We start from the raw sequence: 16,507 nt of genomic DNA, 5'->3' as shown, positions 1-16,507 counted from the left end.
ATCATTCCTATCGGAGACAGCCTTGGCAGATTCTGTGAATTTTTGACAAATATACACATTTTAAAACAATTTTCAAACATTTTGCCAAAAATTACTTTCTATTTATATTAATATTCGGTTTTGATCTTACAAAATGAATCCCCTCGCCGGCCGAAGCCGAGAGGGGATCACTGTTTCTATTTCATGGACTGCATCTCAACAAGCCTCGTGTAGTATCCGTTGAGAGCAAGCAGGTCGTCATGCGTGCCACGCTCCACTATGCGTCCTTCGTGGAGCACACAGATCTGGTCGGCGTTCTTGATGGTCGAGAGGCGGTGGGCTATGACGAGAGTAGTGCGGTCTTTCATCAGCCGTTCCAGGGCTTCCTGTACCAGTTTCTCACTCTCGCTGTCAAGGGCCGAAGTGGCCTCGTCGAGAATGAGCACGGGGGGATTCTTGAGAATGGCTCGTGCTATTGACAGGCGCTGGCGCTGACCTCCGGAAAGACGGCAGCCGCGGTCGCCGATGTTTGTGTCATAGCCCTCTTCGGTGGCCATGATAAACTCGTGGGCGTTGGCAATCTTCGCGGCGGCTATCACCTCTTCTCTGGTGGCGCTTTTCACGCCGAAAGCTATGTTGTTGAAAATAGTGTCGTTAAAAAGAATGGCTTCCTGATTGACATTGCCCATGAATCCTCTGAGCTCATGCACAGGCAGATCACGCAGGTCACAGCCGTCAATCGAGATCGAGCCCTTGTTGATGTCATAGAAGCGTGGCAGAAGGTCGGCGAGGGTCGACTTGCCGCTGCCGCTCTGCCCTACGAGCGCCACGGTGTGGCCGGCAGGAATGTCAAGATCAATATCAGAGACCACCGGCAGTTCCGGATCGTAGCCGAAGGTGACGTTCCTGTAGCAGATATGGCCTTTGAGGTCAGGGATATGAGCCGGGGTCTTCGGATCGGCTATGGGATTGACGGCGGCGAGTATGGCATCCACACGCTCCATAGCGGCAAGGCCTTTCTGGATGGCATAGACCGCTTTCGAGAGATCTTTGGCCGGATTGATGATGCTGTAGAAGATCACCATATAATATATGAATTCCGGAGCTGTGAGCGAGGTCTTGCCGGAAAGGATCAGAGCGCCACCGAAGCAGAGCACTATGGCGATGGTCATTGTGCCGAGCAACTCGCTCATGGGGTGGGCGAGCGACTGGCGCCGCTGTACGGAGGTGGTGATGTTGTAGAAGCGCTGGTTGCCGTTGCGGAAACGGCCTGTGACCTTTGACTCTGCATTGAAGGCCTTGATGACGCGCAGACCTCCGAGAGTTTCTTCGATGTAGCTCATTATTATGCCCCACTGCTGCTGGCCCTGGAGCGATTTCCGCTTCAGGCGCTTGCCCACTCGCCCCATCACCAGTCCGGCTATGGGAAGGAGCACGAGCACGAAGAGGGTGAGCTGCCAGGAGATCATGATCATCATGCCCAGGCAGACTATAATCATCACCGGGTTTTTGAAGAGCATGTCGAGCGAGGCCATGATGGAGTTCTCAATCTCGGCGACATCGCCTGTCATGCGGGCCATAACGTCGCCTTTGCGCTCGGAGGTGAAATAGCCGATGGGGAGGGAGACTATCTTGTCATAGACAAAATTGCGGATGTCACGCACGATTCCGGCCCTCATCGGTATGACGAAGTAGGAACTGGCATAGGCAGTGCCTGTTTTCAGTCCGGTCATGAAGACCAGTGCAGCGGCGAGAGCCACGAGGGTGCCTATCGGGCCCCACTCGCCTATGCACTGCTGGGTGATCCAATAGAAATTGTTGATCAGTGTGTCTTTCAACCCGGCTGATCCCCAGGGCATGAATTCATAATGCGCCTCCTTCACCTTGAAAAGCATTTCAAGAATCGGAATGATCAGCGCGAATGAAAACAGTGTGAGAAAGGCCGAGAGGAAGTTGAATAATATATTAAGTAGAAGATACTTTTTATATGGTGGCACGAACCTCCGCAGCAGCAGCCATAAATCTTTCATATAGAATCAAATCAAGCCTGCACCGACTCGAAGGTCAGGGCAGGCCGGTAAGGGGGGGATGGAGTAGATAAAATGTGATTCGCGTGTTGAAATCCGCAGATCGGGTTTATTCTGCGGGAGCTTCTTCAGCAGCGGGAGCCTGCGCGGGAGCCTGGTCAGCGGCAGGAGCGGGAGCCGCTACGGGAGCTGCAGGAACTTCAGTGTTGAAGTCGGCGGGGACAGCCTGCTCGGCGGGAGCTGCGTTCACACGTGAAGAAGAAGCATTGATGGCTTTCGGCATTGTGAATGTTGCAAGAATGGAGAGGAGGCAGATGGCTCCGGCGAGGCCCCAGGTGAGCTTTTCGATGAAGCTGTTGGTGCGGCGCACACCCATGATCTGGTTTGAACCGGCGAATGAGGAAGAAAGGCCTCCACCTTTTGACTTCTGAACGAGCACTACGCAGATGAGAAGAAGAGCGCAGATGAGCGTCAGGATAATCAGTACGATATACATAATTATTGTATGGTTTATTAATTTAGAAATCAGGTGTTATAGCGGGAATTGATCATCAATTTCTGCAAAAACCGCAATTGGTCTGCAAAGTAAACACTTTTTTTTGGATTTTTCAAACTCAAATTGTGAATTATTTCAAATGCCTTGTCGTAGCGGCGGCGGCGTATGTAGATTTTGGCCAGGCTTTCGCTCAGCGAGGAGTCGTCGGCGGTGTCTTTGACGGCCACCGGATGGTCTTCGGGAGCGAGTGCGGCTGGCGGTTCGGAAGCCGCTTCATCATCGGCCTGCGGAGCCGGCTGATGCGGGGCTTTGTTCTTGAGTATGAAGGCGTTGATCAGAGCGTCCTGCGAATTATCAGTCGGAGCAGGCTCCGGCGGCAGACTTTCTTCCTCCTCGCGGGCAAGGAGCATCGAATAGTCGGCCGTGGGGTTGAAAATAAGTTTTTCAAGCAGGGCGTCCTCTTCAGGGGTAGAATGGCCGTAAGTGGCGAGGAAGGTGTCTATGGCATTGTCAGTTGTGACCTCCGGTTTCTTTTCTGACGGATAGAAATCAAGCCACACGTCGCTGCGCGGATCGGTCATGATGGCCAGAGCGGCCTGGTCAGCGGCATTGAGCGCCAGACCATCCATCAGCCGGCGGCGTGTGTCGGCCGGAAGCGAAGCGCCCTCCCGGCGCATCAGCGTCAGGGCCGGAAGCGTAAAGAAGGGGTATTCCCTGAGCAGATGCTCGACGTCTGAAATGCTGACCGGCACTTCAGGGTCGGCAAGAGCGCGAAGATAATGACTGAGAGCTTCTTCCATAAATGACAGTACGGATGAATGTTGGTTACCAGTCACCAAGGGTGGCGTTGAAAATAAGGTCGACAAGCTCTTTGGATATTTCGGAACAGAGCTGATCCTGGACGTCGGTCAGCATCTCTGAGCTGTCAAAGTCGCGGTAGGCGCTGAAGGTCTGACTGATGTCCTTGCCCTCCTGCCGGTTGTCGGTGTAGGTGATCTTTACCTGGATGGTCAGTCGGGTGCGTGAGGCATAGGCGTTTTCAGTCACGGCCTGGGGCGAGAGATTGTAGCCCACAATCTCGCCTTCGAGCTGCAGGTCGGCATTGTTGGTGTCGATGGTCCGCAGGCGTGTGTTTCGCGTTATGTAGTCGAGCAGTTCGTTTTCGAATGTCTGCTGCAGAGGCGGATAGACGAGGGCCGCGCGAATGGGGAAGTTGGAGACGTAGATGGTTTTATAGACCGTGTAGTCAATGGCCGCGCCATTGAGCTTGTAGCTTATACGGCAGCCTCCCGCCATGCAGCTCATGACGAGGACAAGCAAGAAGCGAAGCAGATATGTTGATCCAAATGCTTTCATGGAAGCACAAAGTTACAACATTCTTCGATAAAATCCCAAAAAATACCTAACTTTGCAAGTCGTAGAGATTTTCTACAGACGATCATCATCTCTCGCATATGGATAATTCAGACAGAAGAATCATAACCTCGCCCTACCGCCGTGGCGCCGACTTCGGCTTCCTGTTCGGCATCTACCTGTCAGTGATGTTTTTCAGTTCTATTTTCGGAAAAACGCTGCCTCTGACCGGGCTGCTGTCACTGCTGCTGATGCTCGGAGTGCCGGTGTTCATCTTCATAGTGCTCAGGCGCTATGACCGTGAGCTGCAGGGATGCGCCACATTCCCCATGATGTGGATGACCGGTGTGGTTACTTTCATCTGCGGCATCCTCATTTCAGGAGCGCTGCTGGTGATCTACATGAAATGGATCGAACCCGGATTCGTGCTCAGCCAGCTCGAAGGGCTGGTAGAGACCGGCAAGAAGTTGCCCGGAACTCCCGTGGCCGAAGCCGGCGAGATAGCCGCCCGGATGATCAGGGCCAATTTCATCCCCACCCCGATAGCGATTGTGACCGAGATCATAATGGCCACGATAGTCAGCGGCTCGATACTCTCTATCATCATCTCGGCAGGTTTCGCCCTGCTCCACAAATCGCAGCGCCGCCGCGGAAGCTCCGAATCATAGCCCGCACCTGCCGGCACTCTGATGCACTCACATAAGAAACACCTCCACACAAGACTGATTCACAACTACACAGAATGGACATATCAGTTGTAATACCCCTCTATAACGAAGCCGAATCGCTGCCCGAACTCGCCGCCTGGATCGAGCGCGTGATGAATGACCATGATTTCAGCTACGAAGTCATCTTCGTCGATGACGGCAGCACCGACGACTCCTGGGCCACCATACGCAGCCTCCAGGAGAAAAACCCGAATCTCCACGGCATATCATTCCGCCGCAACTACGGAAAGTCGCCGGCTCTCAACACCGGCTTCAACGCCGCCAAAGGCGATGTGGTCATAACGATGGATGCCGACCTGCAGGACTCGCCCGATGAGATCCCGGAGCTCTACCGCATGATCATGCGCGACGGCTATGACCTCGTGTCGGGCTGGAAACGCAAGCGCTACGACCCGCTGTCGAAAACCATCCCCACCAAACTGTTCAACGCCACAGCCCGCAAGGTCAGCGGCATCAAGAACCTCCACGATTTCAACTGCGGCCTGAAAGCCTACCGGCTGGAAGTGGTGAAACACATCGAGGTCTACGGCGACATGCACCGCTACATCCCCTATCTCGCCAAAAACGCAGGCTTCACCCGCATCGGCGAGAAGGAAGTCCACCACCAGGCCCGCAAATACGGCAGCACCAAATTCGGGCTCGACCGCTTTGTCAACGGCTACCTCGACCTGGCCACCCTCTGGTTCACAGGCAAATTCGGAGCCAAGCCGATGCACTTCTTCGGCCTGCTCGGCTCGCTGATGTTCATCATCGGCTTCATAGCCGTGATGGCTGTCGGCTTCGGCAAGCTCTATGACATGACCCACGGCAATCCCTACCGCCTGGTGACCGACTCTCCCTACTTCTACCTGGCACTGACCATGATGCTCCTCGGCACCATGCTCTTCCTCACCGGTTTCATCGGCGAGCTGATAGCCCGCAACGCTCCCGGACGCAACCACTACGAGATCAAGGAAGAAATCGGCATCGACAAGTAGCAGGGAACAGCCTCACCAGGCATCTCATTCATTTCTAATCAGATATCCAACCACACACCGGATAAACCATTACAGACCCATGCAATCCAACGCCTATCCCCAGTTATACCGTCTGAGCCAGCTGCGCTATTCATGCCGCGACTACTCTGACCGCCCCGTGAGCCGCGACACCCTCCGCTCGGTGCTCGACGTGGCCCGCCTCGCCCCCTCGGCCTGCAACCGCCAGCCCTGGGTATTCCTCGTGGCCGACTCTGCCGAACAGCGCGAAGCCATCACCGGCAGCTACGACCGCCAGTGGATACGCACCGCCCCTGAATTCATAGTAGCCTGCGGCATCCATGACGAAGCCTGGCACCGAGGATGCGACGGCAAAGACCACACCGACGTAGACCTCTCGATAGCCATCGAGCACCTCTGTCTCGCAGCTACAAGCCTTGAGCTCGGCACCTGCTGGGTGTGCAACTTCGTCCCGGCCCCGATAGCCGAAGCTTTCGGACTGCCTGCCGGAGTAGAACCCGTGGCAATAATTCCGATAGGCTATCCCGCCGATCCGCAGGCTGTGCCCGAAAAGAAGCGCAAGAGCCTCGACGAGATCGTCAGATGGGGCAAATTCTGAACATCGGCCGACCGGCATCAGGATCACGCCCGCCACACAAAACCCGATTCAAATTTAGAGGTTGTTTAAAAACAAGAGTTAAAATCTGAGTGGTGTATCTTTTAGATAAATTGTTGCAAATGAGGAAGGAGCATAGCGAGCTATGTGACTGACGAATTTCAACAATTTAGCAAAAGAGACACCAAGGCTCAGGTAACTAAAAAAATACTAAAACATGAAATTACTAAAAGGGAAGAAGACAATACCCTCGCCTGCGAAAGTTTTGGGTGCCTATGGCTCTTCATCTCAGTCACATAGCTCGCTATGCTCCTTCAATTCAGAGCCATATCCACCTCAAAACTTTCGCTCAGATTTTAACTATTGTTTTTAAACAACCTCTTAGCGATACAGGATTGAAATCACTCGTTTACATCTCAGGCCTACTCGCCGCCGGAGCACTGCTTACGCAGTCATGCAGCAACGTGGGCTGCACCGAGAACCAGAACTCCCTACCGCTGGCCGGCTTCTACGCCATGTCGACCGGACAGGCCATAGTCCCCGACTCGATCACCATCGGTGGCGTCGGCGCGCCGTCTGACACCCTTCTGCTGACCCTCGATTCTCGCCAGCAGCAGCTCTATCTGCCCTTCCGCTCCACCAGCCCCTCAACATCTTTCTACATACACTACTGCCAGAAAGCGCTTGACTACCCGGAGCTGAATGACACTCTGAGCTTCGACTACGACGCAGTGCCCTATTTCGCCTCGGAAGACTGCGGCGCCATGTATCACTACCGCGTGACCCGCTACACCTATACCACCCACCTGATCGACTCCGTAGGGATGACCGATTCGCTCATCACCAACATAGACCGCGAGACTATCAGGATATTCTTCCGCACCGCCGACCCCGATAATCCCGATGACAATGACTGATCTCCAAGCCAAAACCACAGCTCCCGGCCTCCGCAGACTGCTGAAGATGCTTCTGCTGACGCTCTTTGTCATTGCCGGAACCGAACTTTCGGCCCAGCGGCGCGTCACACCGGTCAAGACACCCGAACCGGGCACCACTCCGAAAACCGAACGCCCACGCCGGATAGACCGCAGCAAACTGGTGGAGATGACCGATGCCAGCGGCAACACTATCCTCGTCGACACAATCACCGGAACCGAGGTCAAAGACACAGCCCTGATGGCTCCGCCACCGAAGATGATCTATCCGCTGCTCCATGAAGTGACAGCAGGCGTCAACCTGTGGAACCCGATAATGCGAGCCTTCGGGCAGAGCTACGGACTCGGCGACGTGTGGGCCGAGCTCAGCCTCCACAACCGCTATTTCCCCTATTTCGCAATCGGCGTGGACAACTGCAACGACACACCCGACGAGTCAAACTTCACCTTCAAGACCCCGGTCTCGCCATACTTCAAGATAGGCGCGTCCTACAACTTTTTCTACAACTCCAACCCCGACTACAAGCTGCAGATGGGTCTGCGCTACGGCTTTACGTCATACAAATGGAGCGTGGAAAACGTCACTGTCGACGAAGGCTACTGGGACGACCCGTCACATTTCTCCATCATGAACCAGCGCTCCACTTCGGGCTATCTCGAAGTGACATTCGGGCTGAAAGTAAAGGTGTTCAAAAACTGGTCGCTCGGCTGGAACATAATCTATCATTCACTCATACATGACACTAAAAGCTCCTACGGCGAACCGATGTTCATACCCGGTTTCGGCACACGCGGATCAGCCGTTACGGGCAATTTCTCTCTGATGTACACATTACCGATAAACAAAAAGAAGACAAGCGAGGTTAATACTGTAACAGAGGGAGACACACAAACAGAACTACATGATTGAAAGAATCGTAATCATAGACAACGTGGACCCCGTGAGCTTCTACGGAGTCAACAACTGCAACATGCAGCTCATCCGCAATCTCTTCCCGAAACTGCGCATGGCAGCCAGAGGTTCCGTGATCAAGGTCATCGGCGATGACAGCGAGACAGCCCAGTTCGAAAAGAAGATCAAGGAGTTGGAGGAGTATTGCGTGAAATACAACAAGCTCACCGAGGAGGTGATCCTTGACATAGTCAAAGGCAAGTCGCCCGAAACTCCACGCCAGGACGATGTGATCATCTACGGCGTCAATGGCAAGCCAATCAGCGCCCGCAACAAGAATCAGGAGCTGCTGGTCAAGGCATTCCACGAAAATGACCTGACCTTCGCCCTCGGCCCTGCCGGCACAGGAAAGACCTATGTGGCGATCGCCCTGGCCGTGCGCGCGCTGAAAAACCGCGAGGTCCGCAAACTTATTCTCTCGCGTCCGGCCGTGGAGGCCGGCGAGAAACTCGGCTTCCTTCCCGGCGACATGAAAGACAAGATCGACCCCTATCTGCAGCCGCTCTATGACGCTCTCGAAGACATGATTCCGGCCGTCAAGCTGAAGGAATACATGGAGACGAACGTCATCCAGATAGCCCCGCTCGCCTTCATGCGCGGACGCACCCTCAATGACGCGGTCATTGTGCTTGACGAAGCCCAGAACACCACCGTCCACCAGATCAAGATGTTCCTGACCCGCCTCGGCATGAACGCCAAGATGATCATCACCGGCGACGCCACCCAGATAGACCTTCCGCGCTCCGTGCAGTCGGGCCTTACCCAGGCGCTGCGGGTGCTCAGCGACGTCCCAGGAATAGGCAAAGTAGAGTTCGGCAAAAAAGACATAGTGCGCCACTCGCTCGTACAGCGCATAGTGGAAGCCTACGAACACTTCGACAGCCAGCAGAAAGAAACTCCTGACCAGCCAAGCACCACCTTATTATAATAGGAGATTAGTCCAGTTGGACCAATTGCCTAATTCCCGGCCCTTCTCGCCCTGAGATCCGGCAGGAATGCCGCCACCACGCCAAGCAGCGGAGTGTAGGCGCAGAAATTGTAGACAGCCTCAATGCCGTAGCTGTCAGCCAGAGAGCCGAGCACCGCCGAAGCAATGCCGCCCACTCCGAACGCAAATCCGAAGAAAAGACCTGAGATCATGCCCAGCTTGGTAGGCAGCAGCTCCTGGGCGTAAAGCAGAATAGCCGGGAAAGCCGATGAAAGCATAAAGCCCGCACAGAAACTAAGCACCACAGTAAGAGCCAGCCCGACATGCGGCATCAGCAGACTGAAAGGAGCGGTGCCAAGAATAGAGATCCAGATGACAGCCTTACGCCCGTAACGGTCGCCCACCGGGCCGCCCACAAGAGTGCCGATGGCCGTCGATACCACAAAGACAAACAGAAATATCTGCGACTGCGACACGGAGACACCGAAACGGTCTATCAGATAGAACGTATAGTAGCTCGAAAGACTGGCCATATAGATGTATTTCGAGAATATAAGCAAAATTATCACCGCGATGACAAAAATGGTGCGCCGCTTCGAAAGCGGCAGTGAGACACTTGACTCACTGCTATTTTCAGCCGTGCGAAGTTCGCGCAGATAGCGTCCGTACCAGCGGCATATAGGAGTCATGGCCCAGAAGCACAAGGCAGCGAAAATCAGGAAGAAAGCTACGTAACGGCGGCCGTGTGGCGCCACGATGACAGCCACGAGCAGCGGACCGATCGAACCGCCGAAATTGCCGCCCACCTGAAACACCGACTGCGCAAACCCCCGGCGCTCATGGCCGGCAAGCGAGGTGATGCGTGAGGCCTCCGGATGGAGCGTGGCCGATCCGATGCCCACCATGAAGACAGCGGCAAGAATGCCCGGCAGAGTCGAACAGAAGGCAAACATCAGAATGCCGGCGGCAGTGCAGCACATCCCCGCCGGCAGACTCCCCACAAACGGGCGCCGGTCAAAGGCATAGCCCACCACAGGCTGAAAAATCGAAGCCGCAAGCTGATAGACGAGCGTGATCAGACCGATCTGGCCGAAACTCAGACCCAGGTCTTCCTTCAGCATCGGGTAGACAGCCGTTATCACCGACTGCAGCAGATCGTTGAGACAGTGGGCCGCGCTCAGCGCAAGCAACACATGAAAAGCCGGCATCTCCACGAGCCGGTGAAGTTTCTTCAGAAATGACATGTTTCAGATGATAATTTTCAAGGGTGCAAAGTTACTTATATTTTCCCAATTAGTCTCAACTCAAAAAAACAGCCTTATTAATTGGTCAAAAGCGGAAATAATGAGGGGCTTTTAGCCAATTTCACAAACTTTATTATTACTTTTTTCGCTTGATGCAGAAATCCTTGGTAACTTTGCACGTTAAAATTTACGAATACAGTAAAAAATAGGTATATATAAGTAACGAAAAGAAAAGCAATGAAATCCATCGCGTTATCGAAAGGCAGCATCGCAATGATGCTCGCAGCTGTGGCTTTGTTCCCTTCATGTTCAAAGAATCAGCAGCAAATGCAGCAAGGCGCTGCGCCTGAAATCGCCACAATCACCCTCTCTCCGCAGTCAGCCGACCTCCAGTCGACATACCCTGCGACAATCAAGGGCAAGACTGACATTGAAATCCGTCCGCAGGTAACCGGATTCATCACAAAGGTCCTCGTAGACGAAGGCCAGCGCGTGCGCAAAGGCCAGACCCTCTTCACTCTCGACCAGGTAACATTCCAGGCCGCAGTCGATCAGGCCCGTGCCGCCGTGAGCACAGCCCAGACCGCCGTCAACACCGCAAAAATGACCGCTGACAGCAAAAAGACTCTTTTTGACAAGAACATCATCAGCGAATACGAATATCAGCTCTCTCAAAACTCTCTCGCCCAGGCAGAATCCCAGCTCGCAAACGCTAAAGCAGCCCTTGCATCTGCTCAGAAAAACCTCGCCTACACCGTAGTGACAGCTCCGAGCGACGGCGTGGTAGGCTCCATTCCCAACCGCGAAGGCTCACTCGCATCACCCTCGTCGGCACAGCCTCTGACCACCGTCAGCGACAACTCTCAGGTCTATGCCTACTTCTCGCTGACCGAAAAAGACCTCCTCAACATGGTAGGCGAAGGCGAGCGCACTATCGAAGCAGCAATCAAGGCTATGCCTGAAGTGCAGCTCCGTCTCAGCGACGGCTCCCTCTACCCGCTCAGCGGCAAGGTAGCCACCGTGTCAGGCGTGATCGACAACTCTACCGGCGCATCAAGCGTGCGCGCCCTCTTCAACAACCCCTCCGGAGTTCTCCGCAGCGGCGCCACCGGCCAGATCATCCTGCCTGAAAACAAAGAAAACGTGATCATCATTCCCCAGAAAGCCACATTCGAACTTCAGGACCGCCGCTTCGCCTACGTGGTCAACGACTCTAACAAGATCGTATCGACCCCCATCACTATCGAAGCCAACAACGACGGCAAGAACTTCGTAGTGACCTCTGGTCTGCAGGCCGGACAGCGCATCGCCATTGAAGGTGTAGGCACCAAACTCGCCGACGGCATGGCCATCACCCCGGTAGAGCCCAAAGCAGCTCCCGCTGATGCAGCCGCAGCAGCCCAGACAGCCCAGAAATAAAAAACGGATTCAAAAGGATACAATAACGTAACTTCAATGAAATTAGATACATTCATCAATCGGCCGGTGCTGTCGACGGTGATTTCGATCTTCATCGTGCTTCTCGGTCTGATCGGACTCTTCTCGCTTCCCGTCACCCAGTTTCCCGACATCGCACCCCCGACCATCCGCGTTTCAACCACCTACACAGGTGCCAACGCCCAGGCCGTGCTCAACTCCGTGATCGCGCCTCTTGAAGAGTCGATCAACGGCGCCGAAGGCATGACCTACATGGAATCGACCGCCACCAACACCGGCTCGGCCGACATCACCGTATATTTCGAACAGGGCTTCGACCCCGACATGGCTGCCGTCGACGTGCAGAACCGTGTGGCCAAAGCCCAGAACCTCCTGCCCGCCGAAGTAACACAGGTGGGTGTGCTCACCCAGAAGCGCCAGAGCTCAATGCTCCTCATGGTGGCCCTCTATGACGAATCGGGCAACTACACCCAGGAGTTTCTTGACAACTACGCCAAGATCAACATGATTCCGCAGCTGCAGCGTGTGTCAGGTGTGGGCGACGTAATGTCGTTCGGCGCCGACTACTCGATGCGAATCTGGCTCAAGCCTGAGGTAATGGCCCAGTACGGCCTGATCCCCACCGACATCTCCTATGCTCTTGCCGAACAGAACATCGAGGCTGCTCCCGGTGCTTTCGGCGAACAGGGCGACCAGAGCTTCCAGTACACCATGAAGTACCGCGGCCGTCTGACAACCCCTGAGGAATTCGAAAAAATCGTAGTGGCAGCCAAGCCCACCGGCGAAGTGCTCCACCTCGGCGACGTGGCCGAGATCGAACTCGGCCGTGTGACCTACGGCTTCTCCAACTCGCTCAACGGCCACGCCTCCACAAGCTGTATCGTGTTCCAGACAGCAGGCTCTAACGCAACCCAGATCATCAACGACTGTCTCAAGGTGGTCGACAGCATGAAGAAAGAACTTCCGGCAGGTCTCGCAATCGCCGTGCCGATGAACAACAACGACTTCCTCAACGCTTCGATCCATGAGGTGATCAAGACCCTCATAGAAGCCTTCATCCTTGTGTTCTTCGTGGTCTACGTATTCCTTCAGGACATCCGGTCGACCATCATCCCCGCCATCGCCATCCCCGTGGCCCTTGTCGGCACATTCTTCTTCATGAACCTCATCGGCTTCTCGCTGAACCTCATCACCCTCTCGGCTCTCGTGCTTGCGATCGCGATTGTGGTGGACGACGCGATAGTCGTGGTCGAGGCGGTGCACGCCAAGCTCGATGTGGGCTACAAGAGTGCGCGTAAGGCCTCTATCGACGCGATGGGTGAAATCGGTGGCGCCATCATCTCGATCACCCTCGTCATGATGCTCGTGTTCATCCCCGTGTCATTCATGACAGGAACAACCGGTGTGTTCTACCGCCAGTTCGGTCTGACAATGGCAATCTCCATCGGTCTTTCGGCGCTCAACGCGCTCACCCTCTCGCCGGCACTCTGCGCCGTGTTCCTCAAAGGCCATGATGACAACTCCACTCTTAAGGAACGCATGGGCAAAGCCTACGGAGCCGCAGCAGAAGCAGTGGCCGGAAACGCCAAACGTCGTTTCACCCTCAACATGCCCCCTCTGGTGACCTTCGCCTTCCTTGCAGCCACAATCACCTTCATGGTGCTCGGATGGTACAACATCGAACACCCCGTGAAACTGGCCATCGCTTCAGTCGTAGCCCTCATCACCATTCTCGGCATCTTCAACAAGCGCTTCCACAAGGGATTTGAAATCGGATTCGGCCGCATCCTCAGCAAATACAACAAGTGGACATCGTTCTTCATCAACCATAAGATCACCTCGTTCGGCATCGTGGCCGCCACAGTTGCCGTCCTCGTATGGCTCATGAGCATCACCACATCGACCCTCGTGCCCAACGAAGACACCGGAACGCTCTTCTGTATGGTCGACATGCCTCCGGGCACATCTCAGGAACGCACCGAAGAAGTCCTCAACCAGCTCGACGGACTCCTCGCCCAGATTCCCGAAATCGAATACCGCCAGAAGATCGCCGGCTACAGCTTCATGGCCGGTCAGGGCGCCACTTACGGCACATTTATCCTCAAGCTCAAGAACTGGGAAGAGCGCAAGCGCGCCGACCAGACATCAGATGCCATCCTCGGCAAGCTCTACGGACTGACATCGGTGATCAAAGACGGCCGCGTCATGATCTTCGCACCGCCTATGATCTCAGGCTACTCGCTGACCAACGGCTTCGAAATCAAGATGCAGGACCGCACCGGCGGTGACGTCAACGCCTTCTTCGGAGTTGTGCAAGGCTTCCTCGGACAGCTCAACCAGCAGCCTGAAGTGCAGATGGCCTACACCACCTTCAACCCGGCCTTCCCGCAGTATATGATCGACATCGACGCCGCCAAGGCCAAGCAGGCCGGCATCTCGCCCAAGGACATACTCTCCACTCTCCAGGGTTACTACGGCGGTATGTACGTCTCCAACTTCAACCGTTTCGGCAAAATATACCGCGTGATGATGCAGGCAGCGCCTGAATCGCGCGTCAGCCCCGAAACCCTCTCGGCCATCAAGATCCGCAACGGCAACGAAATGGCATCGCTCGCCAACTACGTCACCCTGACCAAGGTCTACGGTCCCGACCTTCTGAACCGATTCAACATGTTCCAGTCAATCTCCGTGACCGGTCAGCCCGCTCCGGGCTACACCTCAGGCGACTGTCTCGCAGCAATCGAACGAGTGGCCGCCGAGACTCTCCCCGCAGGCTTCGGCTATGAATACTCAGGTATGACCCGCGAGGAAGCCTCGTCAGGCGCAGGCTCGACAACCGCCATCATCTTCGGCCTCTGTCTGCTCTTCGTCTACCTGCTTCTCTCGGCTCAGTATGAAAGCTACATCCTCCCCTGGGCGGTTATCTTCTCGATACCCTTCGGCCTCATGGGCACCTTCATCTTCGCTCAGATCTTTGACATCTCGAACAACATCTATCTGCAGATCGCGCTCATCATGCTCATCGGTCTTCTTGCCAAGAACGCCATCCTTATCGTGGAATTCGCCGTTGAACGCCGCCGCACAGGCATGTCGATCGTCAACGCAGCCATCCAGGGTGCCACCGCCCGTCTGCGCCCGATCCTCATGACCTCTCTGGCCATGATCATCGGTCTTCTCCCGATGATGTTCGCCACCGGCGCCGGCGCAAACGGTAACCGCGCCCTCGGCACAGGCTCTATCGGCGGTATGCTAATAGGCATGATCCTCCAGGTGCTCATCGTGCCCGCCCTCTTCGTGATCTTCCAGAAGATCCAGGAAAAGATCACTCCGCTCAAGTGGGAAGACACTGACAATGAAGGCATCGAAAACGAAATCGAGCAGTACACCCCCTCTCATTGATCCCGGCCAAAACAGAGTTACTGATTCTAACAACTCAGACAAATGAAAATCAAACAGCTTTCACTCATTCTTGCAGTCAGCGTGAGCACTTCGGTGCTCACCGGCTGCGGAATCTACAATAAATACAACGCCGAAAAAATCGACAGCGACCTTGTAAAGGAATATGCCGAGGCTCTCAAGCAGCAGGACGACTCCACCGCCTTCGGCAACCTCTCTTGGCGTTCGGTGTTCACAGATCCGGCCCTCGTCGACCTCATTGACCGCGCTCTGGCCAACAACAAAGACCTCCGCAACGCCAAACTCAATGTCGACATTGCCCACGCTCAGCTCAAAGGCGCAAAACTCAGCTATCTCCCATCGCTCACCTTCGCCCCCGGCGTCAACGGAGCCAAATATGGCCACAGCGATCTGAGCTGGAACTACCAGCTCCCGCTCGCCGTCAACTGGGAGATAGACATCTTCGGCAAGATCCTCAACACCAAACGCGGTGCACAGGTGGCTGAGATGCAGACCAGATACTACGAACAGGCCGTCCGCTCGCAGATCATCGCAGGCGTGGCCCAGTGCTACTATTCGATCGCTGCTCTCGAATCACAGCTTAAACTCTCGCGCGAGACTTCCGAACTCTGGAAGGAAAGCGTCAACGTAATGCGCAACCTCAAGGAAGCCGGACGCCTGAGAGAAGACGCCGTGGTGCAGAGCCTTGCCCAGTACTACAGCATCGAGGCCACAATCACCGACATCGAACTCTCGCTCCACGAGGCCAACAACACCCTCTCGCTCCTGGTCAACGAAATGCCTCAGAAGTGGACCATCTCGCCTGACGCCACTCTGAACGTCCCCGTGATGAAGCGCACCGCCATTCCGATGGCAGAACTCGCCGTGCGCCCCGATGTACGCGCCTCTGAAATGACCCTCGCATCGGCATTCTACTCCACCGCATCGGCCCGCGCCGCTTTCTATCCCAGCCTCAACATCACTGCCAACGGCGGTTTCACCGACGCGCTCGGCTCAGCCATCCTCAATCCCCACGGATGGTTCCTCCAGCTTGCCGGAAGCCTCACCGCTCCCATCTTCGCCCGCGGACAGAACATAGCCCGCCTCCAAGCGGCAAAGGCTCAGCAGCAGCAGGCCCTCAACAACTTCGAATATGCCATCATGAGCGCCTCGGCTGACATCAGCGACGCCATGACCGTCTACGAAAAGAGCATGCAGAAACAGCAGTGGCTCACCCTCCAGGTCGAGAACCTCACCAAGGCTGTGGAAGTCACCAACGAGCTCCTGCTCTTCGACGGCTCGACCACATATCTCGAAGTGCTCACCGCCCAGAAGAACCTGCTTGGAGCACAGACCGCACAGATCACCACAAATCTGGCCGCCGCACAGTCTGTCATCAACCTCTATCAGAACCTCGGCGGCGGACGCTGACGAATCCTAAC

14 protein-coding genes are annotated in these 16,507 nt (G+C 55.2%); 9 read left to right on the top strand and 5 right to left on the bottom strand.

What is annotated here, in order from left to right; translation table 11 throughout:
- Positions 1 to 176: 176 nt before the first annotated feature.
- The 4 genes from C5O23_RS01400 to C5O23_RS01385 form a co-directional block, all read right to left on the bottom strand.
- A complete protein-coding gene (locus C5O23_RS01400; RefSeq protein WP_107031165.1) occupies positions 177 to 2,009 on the bottom strand; it encodes an ABC transporter ATP-binding protein in 1,833 nt (610 codons plus the stop codon).
- Between the two features lie 106 nt (positions 2,010 to 2,115).
- Positions 2,116 to 2,502: a preprotein translocase subunit SecG gene (gene secG, locus C5O23_RS01395; RefSeq protein WP_107031164.1), complete on the bottom strand. Its 387-nt coding sequence runs from the start codon at positions 2,500 to 2,502 to the stop codon at positions 2,116 to 2,118.
- Between the two features lie 29 nt (positions 2,503 to 2,531).
- The gene (locus C5O23_RS01390; RefSeq protein ID WP_107031163.1) at positions 2,532 to 3,302 is read right to left on the bottom strand and encodes a hypothetical protein; all 771 of its coding nucleotides are present in this window, start codon (positions 3,300 to 3,302) and stop codon (positions 2,532 to 2,534) included.
- A 25-nt stretch (positions 3,303 to 3,327) separates the two neighbouring features.
- On the bottom strand, positions 3,328 to 3,858 hold the full coding sequence (locus C5O23_RS01385; RefSeq protein WP_240597560.1) for an LptE family protein: 531 nt from the start codon (positions 3,856 to 3,858) through the stop codon (positions 3,328 to 3,330).
- Between the two features lie 98 nt (positions 3,859 to 3,956).
- Between C5O23_RS01385 and C5O23_RS01380 the strand changes: the two genes are divergently transcribed.
- The 6 genes from C5O23_RS01380 to C5O23_RS01355 all read left to right on the top strand — a co-directional run bounded on the left by C5O23_RS01380 (position 3,957) and on the right by C5O23_RS01355 (position 8,988).
- The gene (locus tag C5O23_RS01380; protein ID WP_107031162.1) at positions 3,957 to 4,523 is read left to right on the top strand and encodes a DUF4199 domain-containing protein; all 567 of its coding nucleotides are present in this window, start codon (positions 3,957 to 3,959) and stop codon (positions 4,521 to 4,523) included.
- A gap of 74 nt (positions 4,524 to 4,597) precedes the next feature.
- Complete coding sequence (locus C5O23_RS01375; RefSeq protein WP_107031161.1) at positions 4,598 to 5,560, top strand: glycosyltransferase family 2 protein; 963 nt, start codon at positions 4,598 to 4,600, stop codon at positions 5,558 to 5,560.
- A 79-nt stretch (positions 5,561 to 5,639) separates the two neighbouring features.
- Positions 5,640 to 6,176 (top strand): nitroreductase family protein, encoded by a 537-nt coding sequence (locus C5O23_RS01370; protein WP_107031160.1) that lies wholly within the window; start codon positions 5,640 to 5,642, stop codon positions 6,174 to 6,176.
- A 392-nt stretch (positions 6,177 to 6,568) separates the two neighbouring features.
- Entirely contained in the window at positions 6,569 to 7,090 is a 522-nt protein-coding gene (locus tag C5O23_RS01365) for a DUF6452 family protein (protein WP_107031159.1), read from the top strand.
- The gene (locus C5O23_RS01360; RefSeq protein ID WP_133166486.1) at positions 7,083 to 8,018 is read left to right on the top strand and encodes a DUF6048 family protein; all 936 of its coding nucleotides are present in this window, start codon (positions 7,083 to 7,085) and stop codon (positions 8,016 to 8,018) included. The genes C5O23_RS01365 and C5O23_RS01360 overlap by 8 nt, the downstream gene beginning before the upstream one ends.
- The gene (locus tag C5O23_RS01355) at positions 8,011 to 8,988 is read left to right on the top strand and encodes a PhoH family protein (protein ID WP_107031157.1); all 978 of its coding nucleotides are present in this window, start codon (positions 8,011 to 8,013) and stop codon (positions 8,986 to 8,988) included. Before C5O23_RS01360 ends, C5O23_RS01355 begins: the two co-directional genes overlap by 8 nt.
- A gap of 29 nt (positions 8,989 to 9,017) precedes the next feature.
- On the opposite strand, the gene C5O23_RS01350 is transcribed toward C5O23_RS01355, so the two are convergent.
- Positions 9,018 to 10,232 (bottom strand): MFS transporter, encoded by a 1,215-nt coding sequence (locus tag C5O23_RS01350; protein WP_240597558.1) that lies wholly within the window; start codon positions 10,230 to 10,232, stop codon positions 9,018 to 9,020.
- A gap of 237 nt (positions 10,233 to 10,469) precedes the next feature.
- Between C5O23_RS01350 and C5O23_RS01340 the strand changes: the two genes are divergently transcribed.
- The 3 genes from C5O23_RS01340 to C5O23_RS01330 are packed head-to-tail and all read left to right on the top strand — an operon-like array spanning position 10,470 to position 16,496.
- A complete protein-coding gene (locus tag C5O23_RS01340; protein ID WP_240597557.1) occupies positions 10,470 to 11,651 on the top strand; it encodes an efflux RND transporter periplasmic adaptor subunit in 1,182 nt (393 codons plus the stop codon).
- Between the two features lie 36 nt (positions 11,652 to 11,687).
- Positions 11,688 to 15,068, top strand: coding sequence for an efflux RND transporter permease subunit (locus tag C5O23_RS01335; RefSeq protein ID WP_107031154.1), 3,381 nt, complete (start codon positions 11,688 to 11,690; stop codon positions 15,066 to 15,068).
- A 42-nt stretch (positions 15,069 to 15,110) separates the two neighbouring features.
- Positions 15,111 to 16,496: a TolC family protein gene (locus tag C5O23_RS01330; protein WP_107031153.1), complete on the top strand. Its 1,386-nt coding sequence runs from the start codon at positions 15,111 to 15,113 to the stop codon at positions 16,494 to 16,496.
- Positions 16,497 to 16,507 lie beyond the last annotated feature (11 nt).

This window comes from Duncaniella muris (assembly GCF_003024805.1).
Classification (GTDB): domain Bacteria; phylum Bacteroidota; class Bacteroidia; order Bacteroidales; family Muribaculaceae; genus Duncaniella; species Duncaniella muris.
The sequence above is the reverse complement of the archived record's forward strand: the minus strand, read 5'-3'. Positions and strand labels throughout refer to the sequence as shown.

Excerpts from the sequence above, each read along its gene's own strand:
- C5O23_RS01390 (WP_107031163.1), bottom strand. The coding sequence starts at position 3,302 with ATGGAAGAAGCTCTCAGTCATTATCTTCGCGCTCTTGCCGACCCTGAA.
- C5O23_RS01330 (WP_107031153.1), top strand. The coding sequence starts at position 15,111 with ATGAAAATCAAACAGCTTTCACTCATTCTTGCAGTCAGCGTGAGCACT.
- C5O23_RS01350 (WP_240597558.1), bottom strand. The coding sequence starts at position 10,232 with ATGTCATTTCTGAAGAAACTTCACCGGCTCGTGGAGATGCCGGCTTTT.
- C5O23_RS01335 (WP_107031154.1), top strand. The coding sequence starts at position 11,688 with ATGAAATTAGATACATTCATCAATCGGCCGGTGCTGTCGACGGTGATT.
- C5O23_RS01385 (WP_240597560.1), bottom strand. The coding sequence starts at position 3,858 with ATGAAAGCATTTGGATCAACATATCTGCTTCGCTTCTTGCTTGTCCTC.
- C5O23_RS01400 (WP_107031165.1), bottom strand. The coding sequence starts at position 2,009 with ATGAAAGATTTATGGCTGCTGCTGCGGAGGTTCGTGCCACCATATAAA.
- C5O23_RS01355 (WP_107031157.1), top strand. The coding sequence starts at position 8,011 with ATGATTGAAAGAATCGTAATCATAGACAACGTGGACCCCGTGAGCTTC.
- C5O23_RS01380 (WP_107031162.1), top strand. The coding sequence starts at position 3,957 with ATGGATAATTCAGACAGAAGAATCATAACCTCGCCCTACCGCCGTGGC.
- secG (WP_107031164.1), bottom strand. The coding sequence starts at position 2,502 with ATGTATATCGTACTGATTATCCTGACGCTCATCTGCGCTCTTCTTCTC.
- C5O23_RS01370 (WP_107031160.1), top strand. The coding sequence starts at position 5,640 with ATGCAATCCAACGCCTATCCCCAGTTATACCGTCTGAGCCAGCTGCGC.
- C5O23_RS01340 (WP_240597557.1), top strand. The coding sequence starts at position 10,470 with ATGAAATCCATCGCGTTATCGAAAGGCAGCATCGCAATGATGCTCGCA.
- C5O23_RS01375 (WP_107031161.1), top strand. The coding sequence starts at position 4,598 with ATGGACATATCAGTTGTAATACCCCTCTATAACGAAGCCGAATCGCTG.
- C5O23_RS01360 (WP_133166486.1), top strand. The coding sequence starts at position 7,083 with ATGACTGATCTCCAAGCCAAAACCACAGCTCCCGGCCTCCGCAGACTG.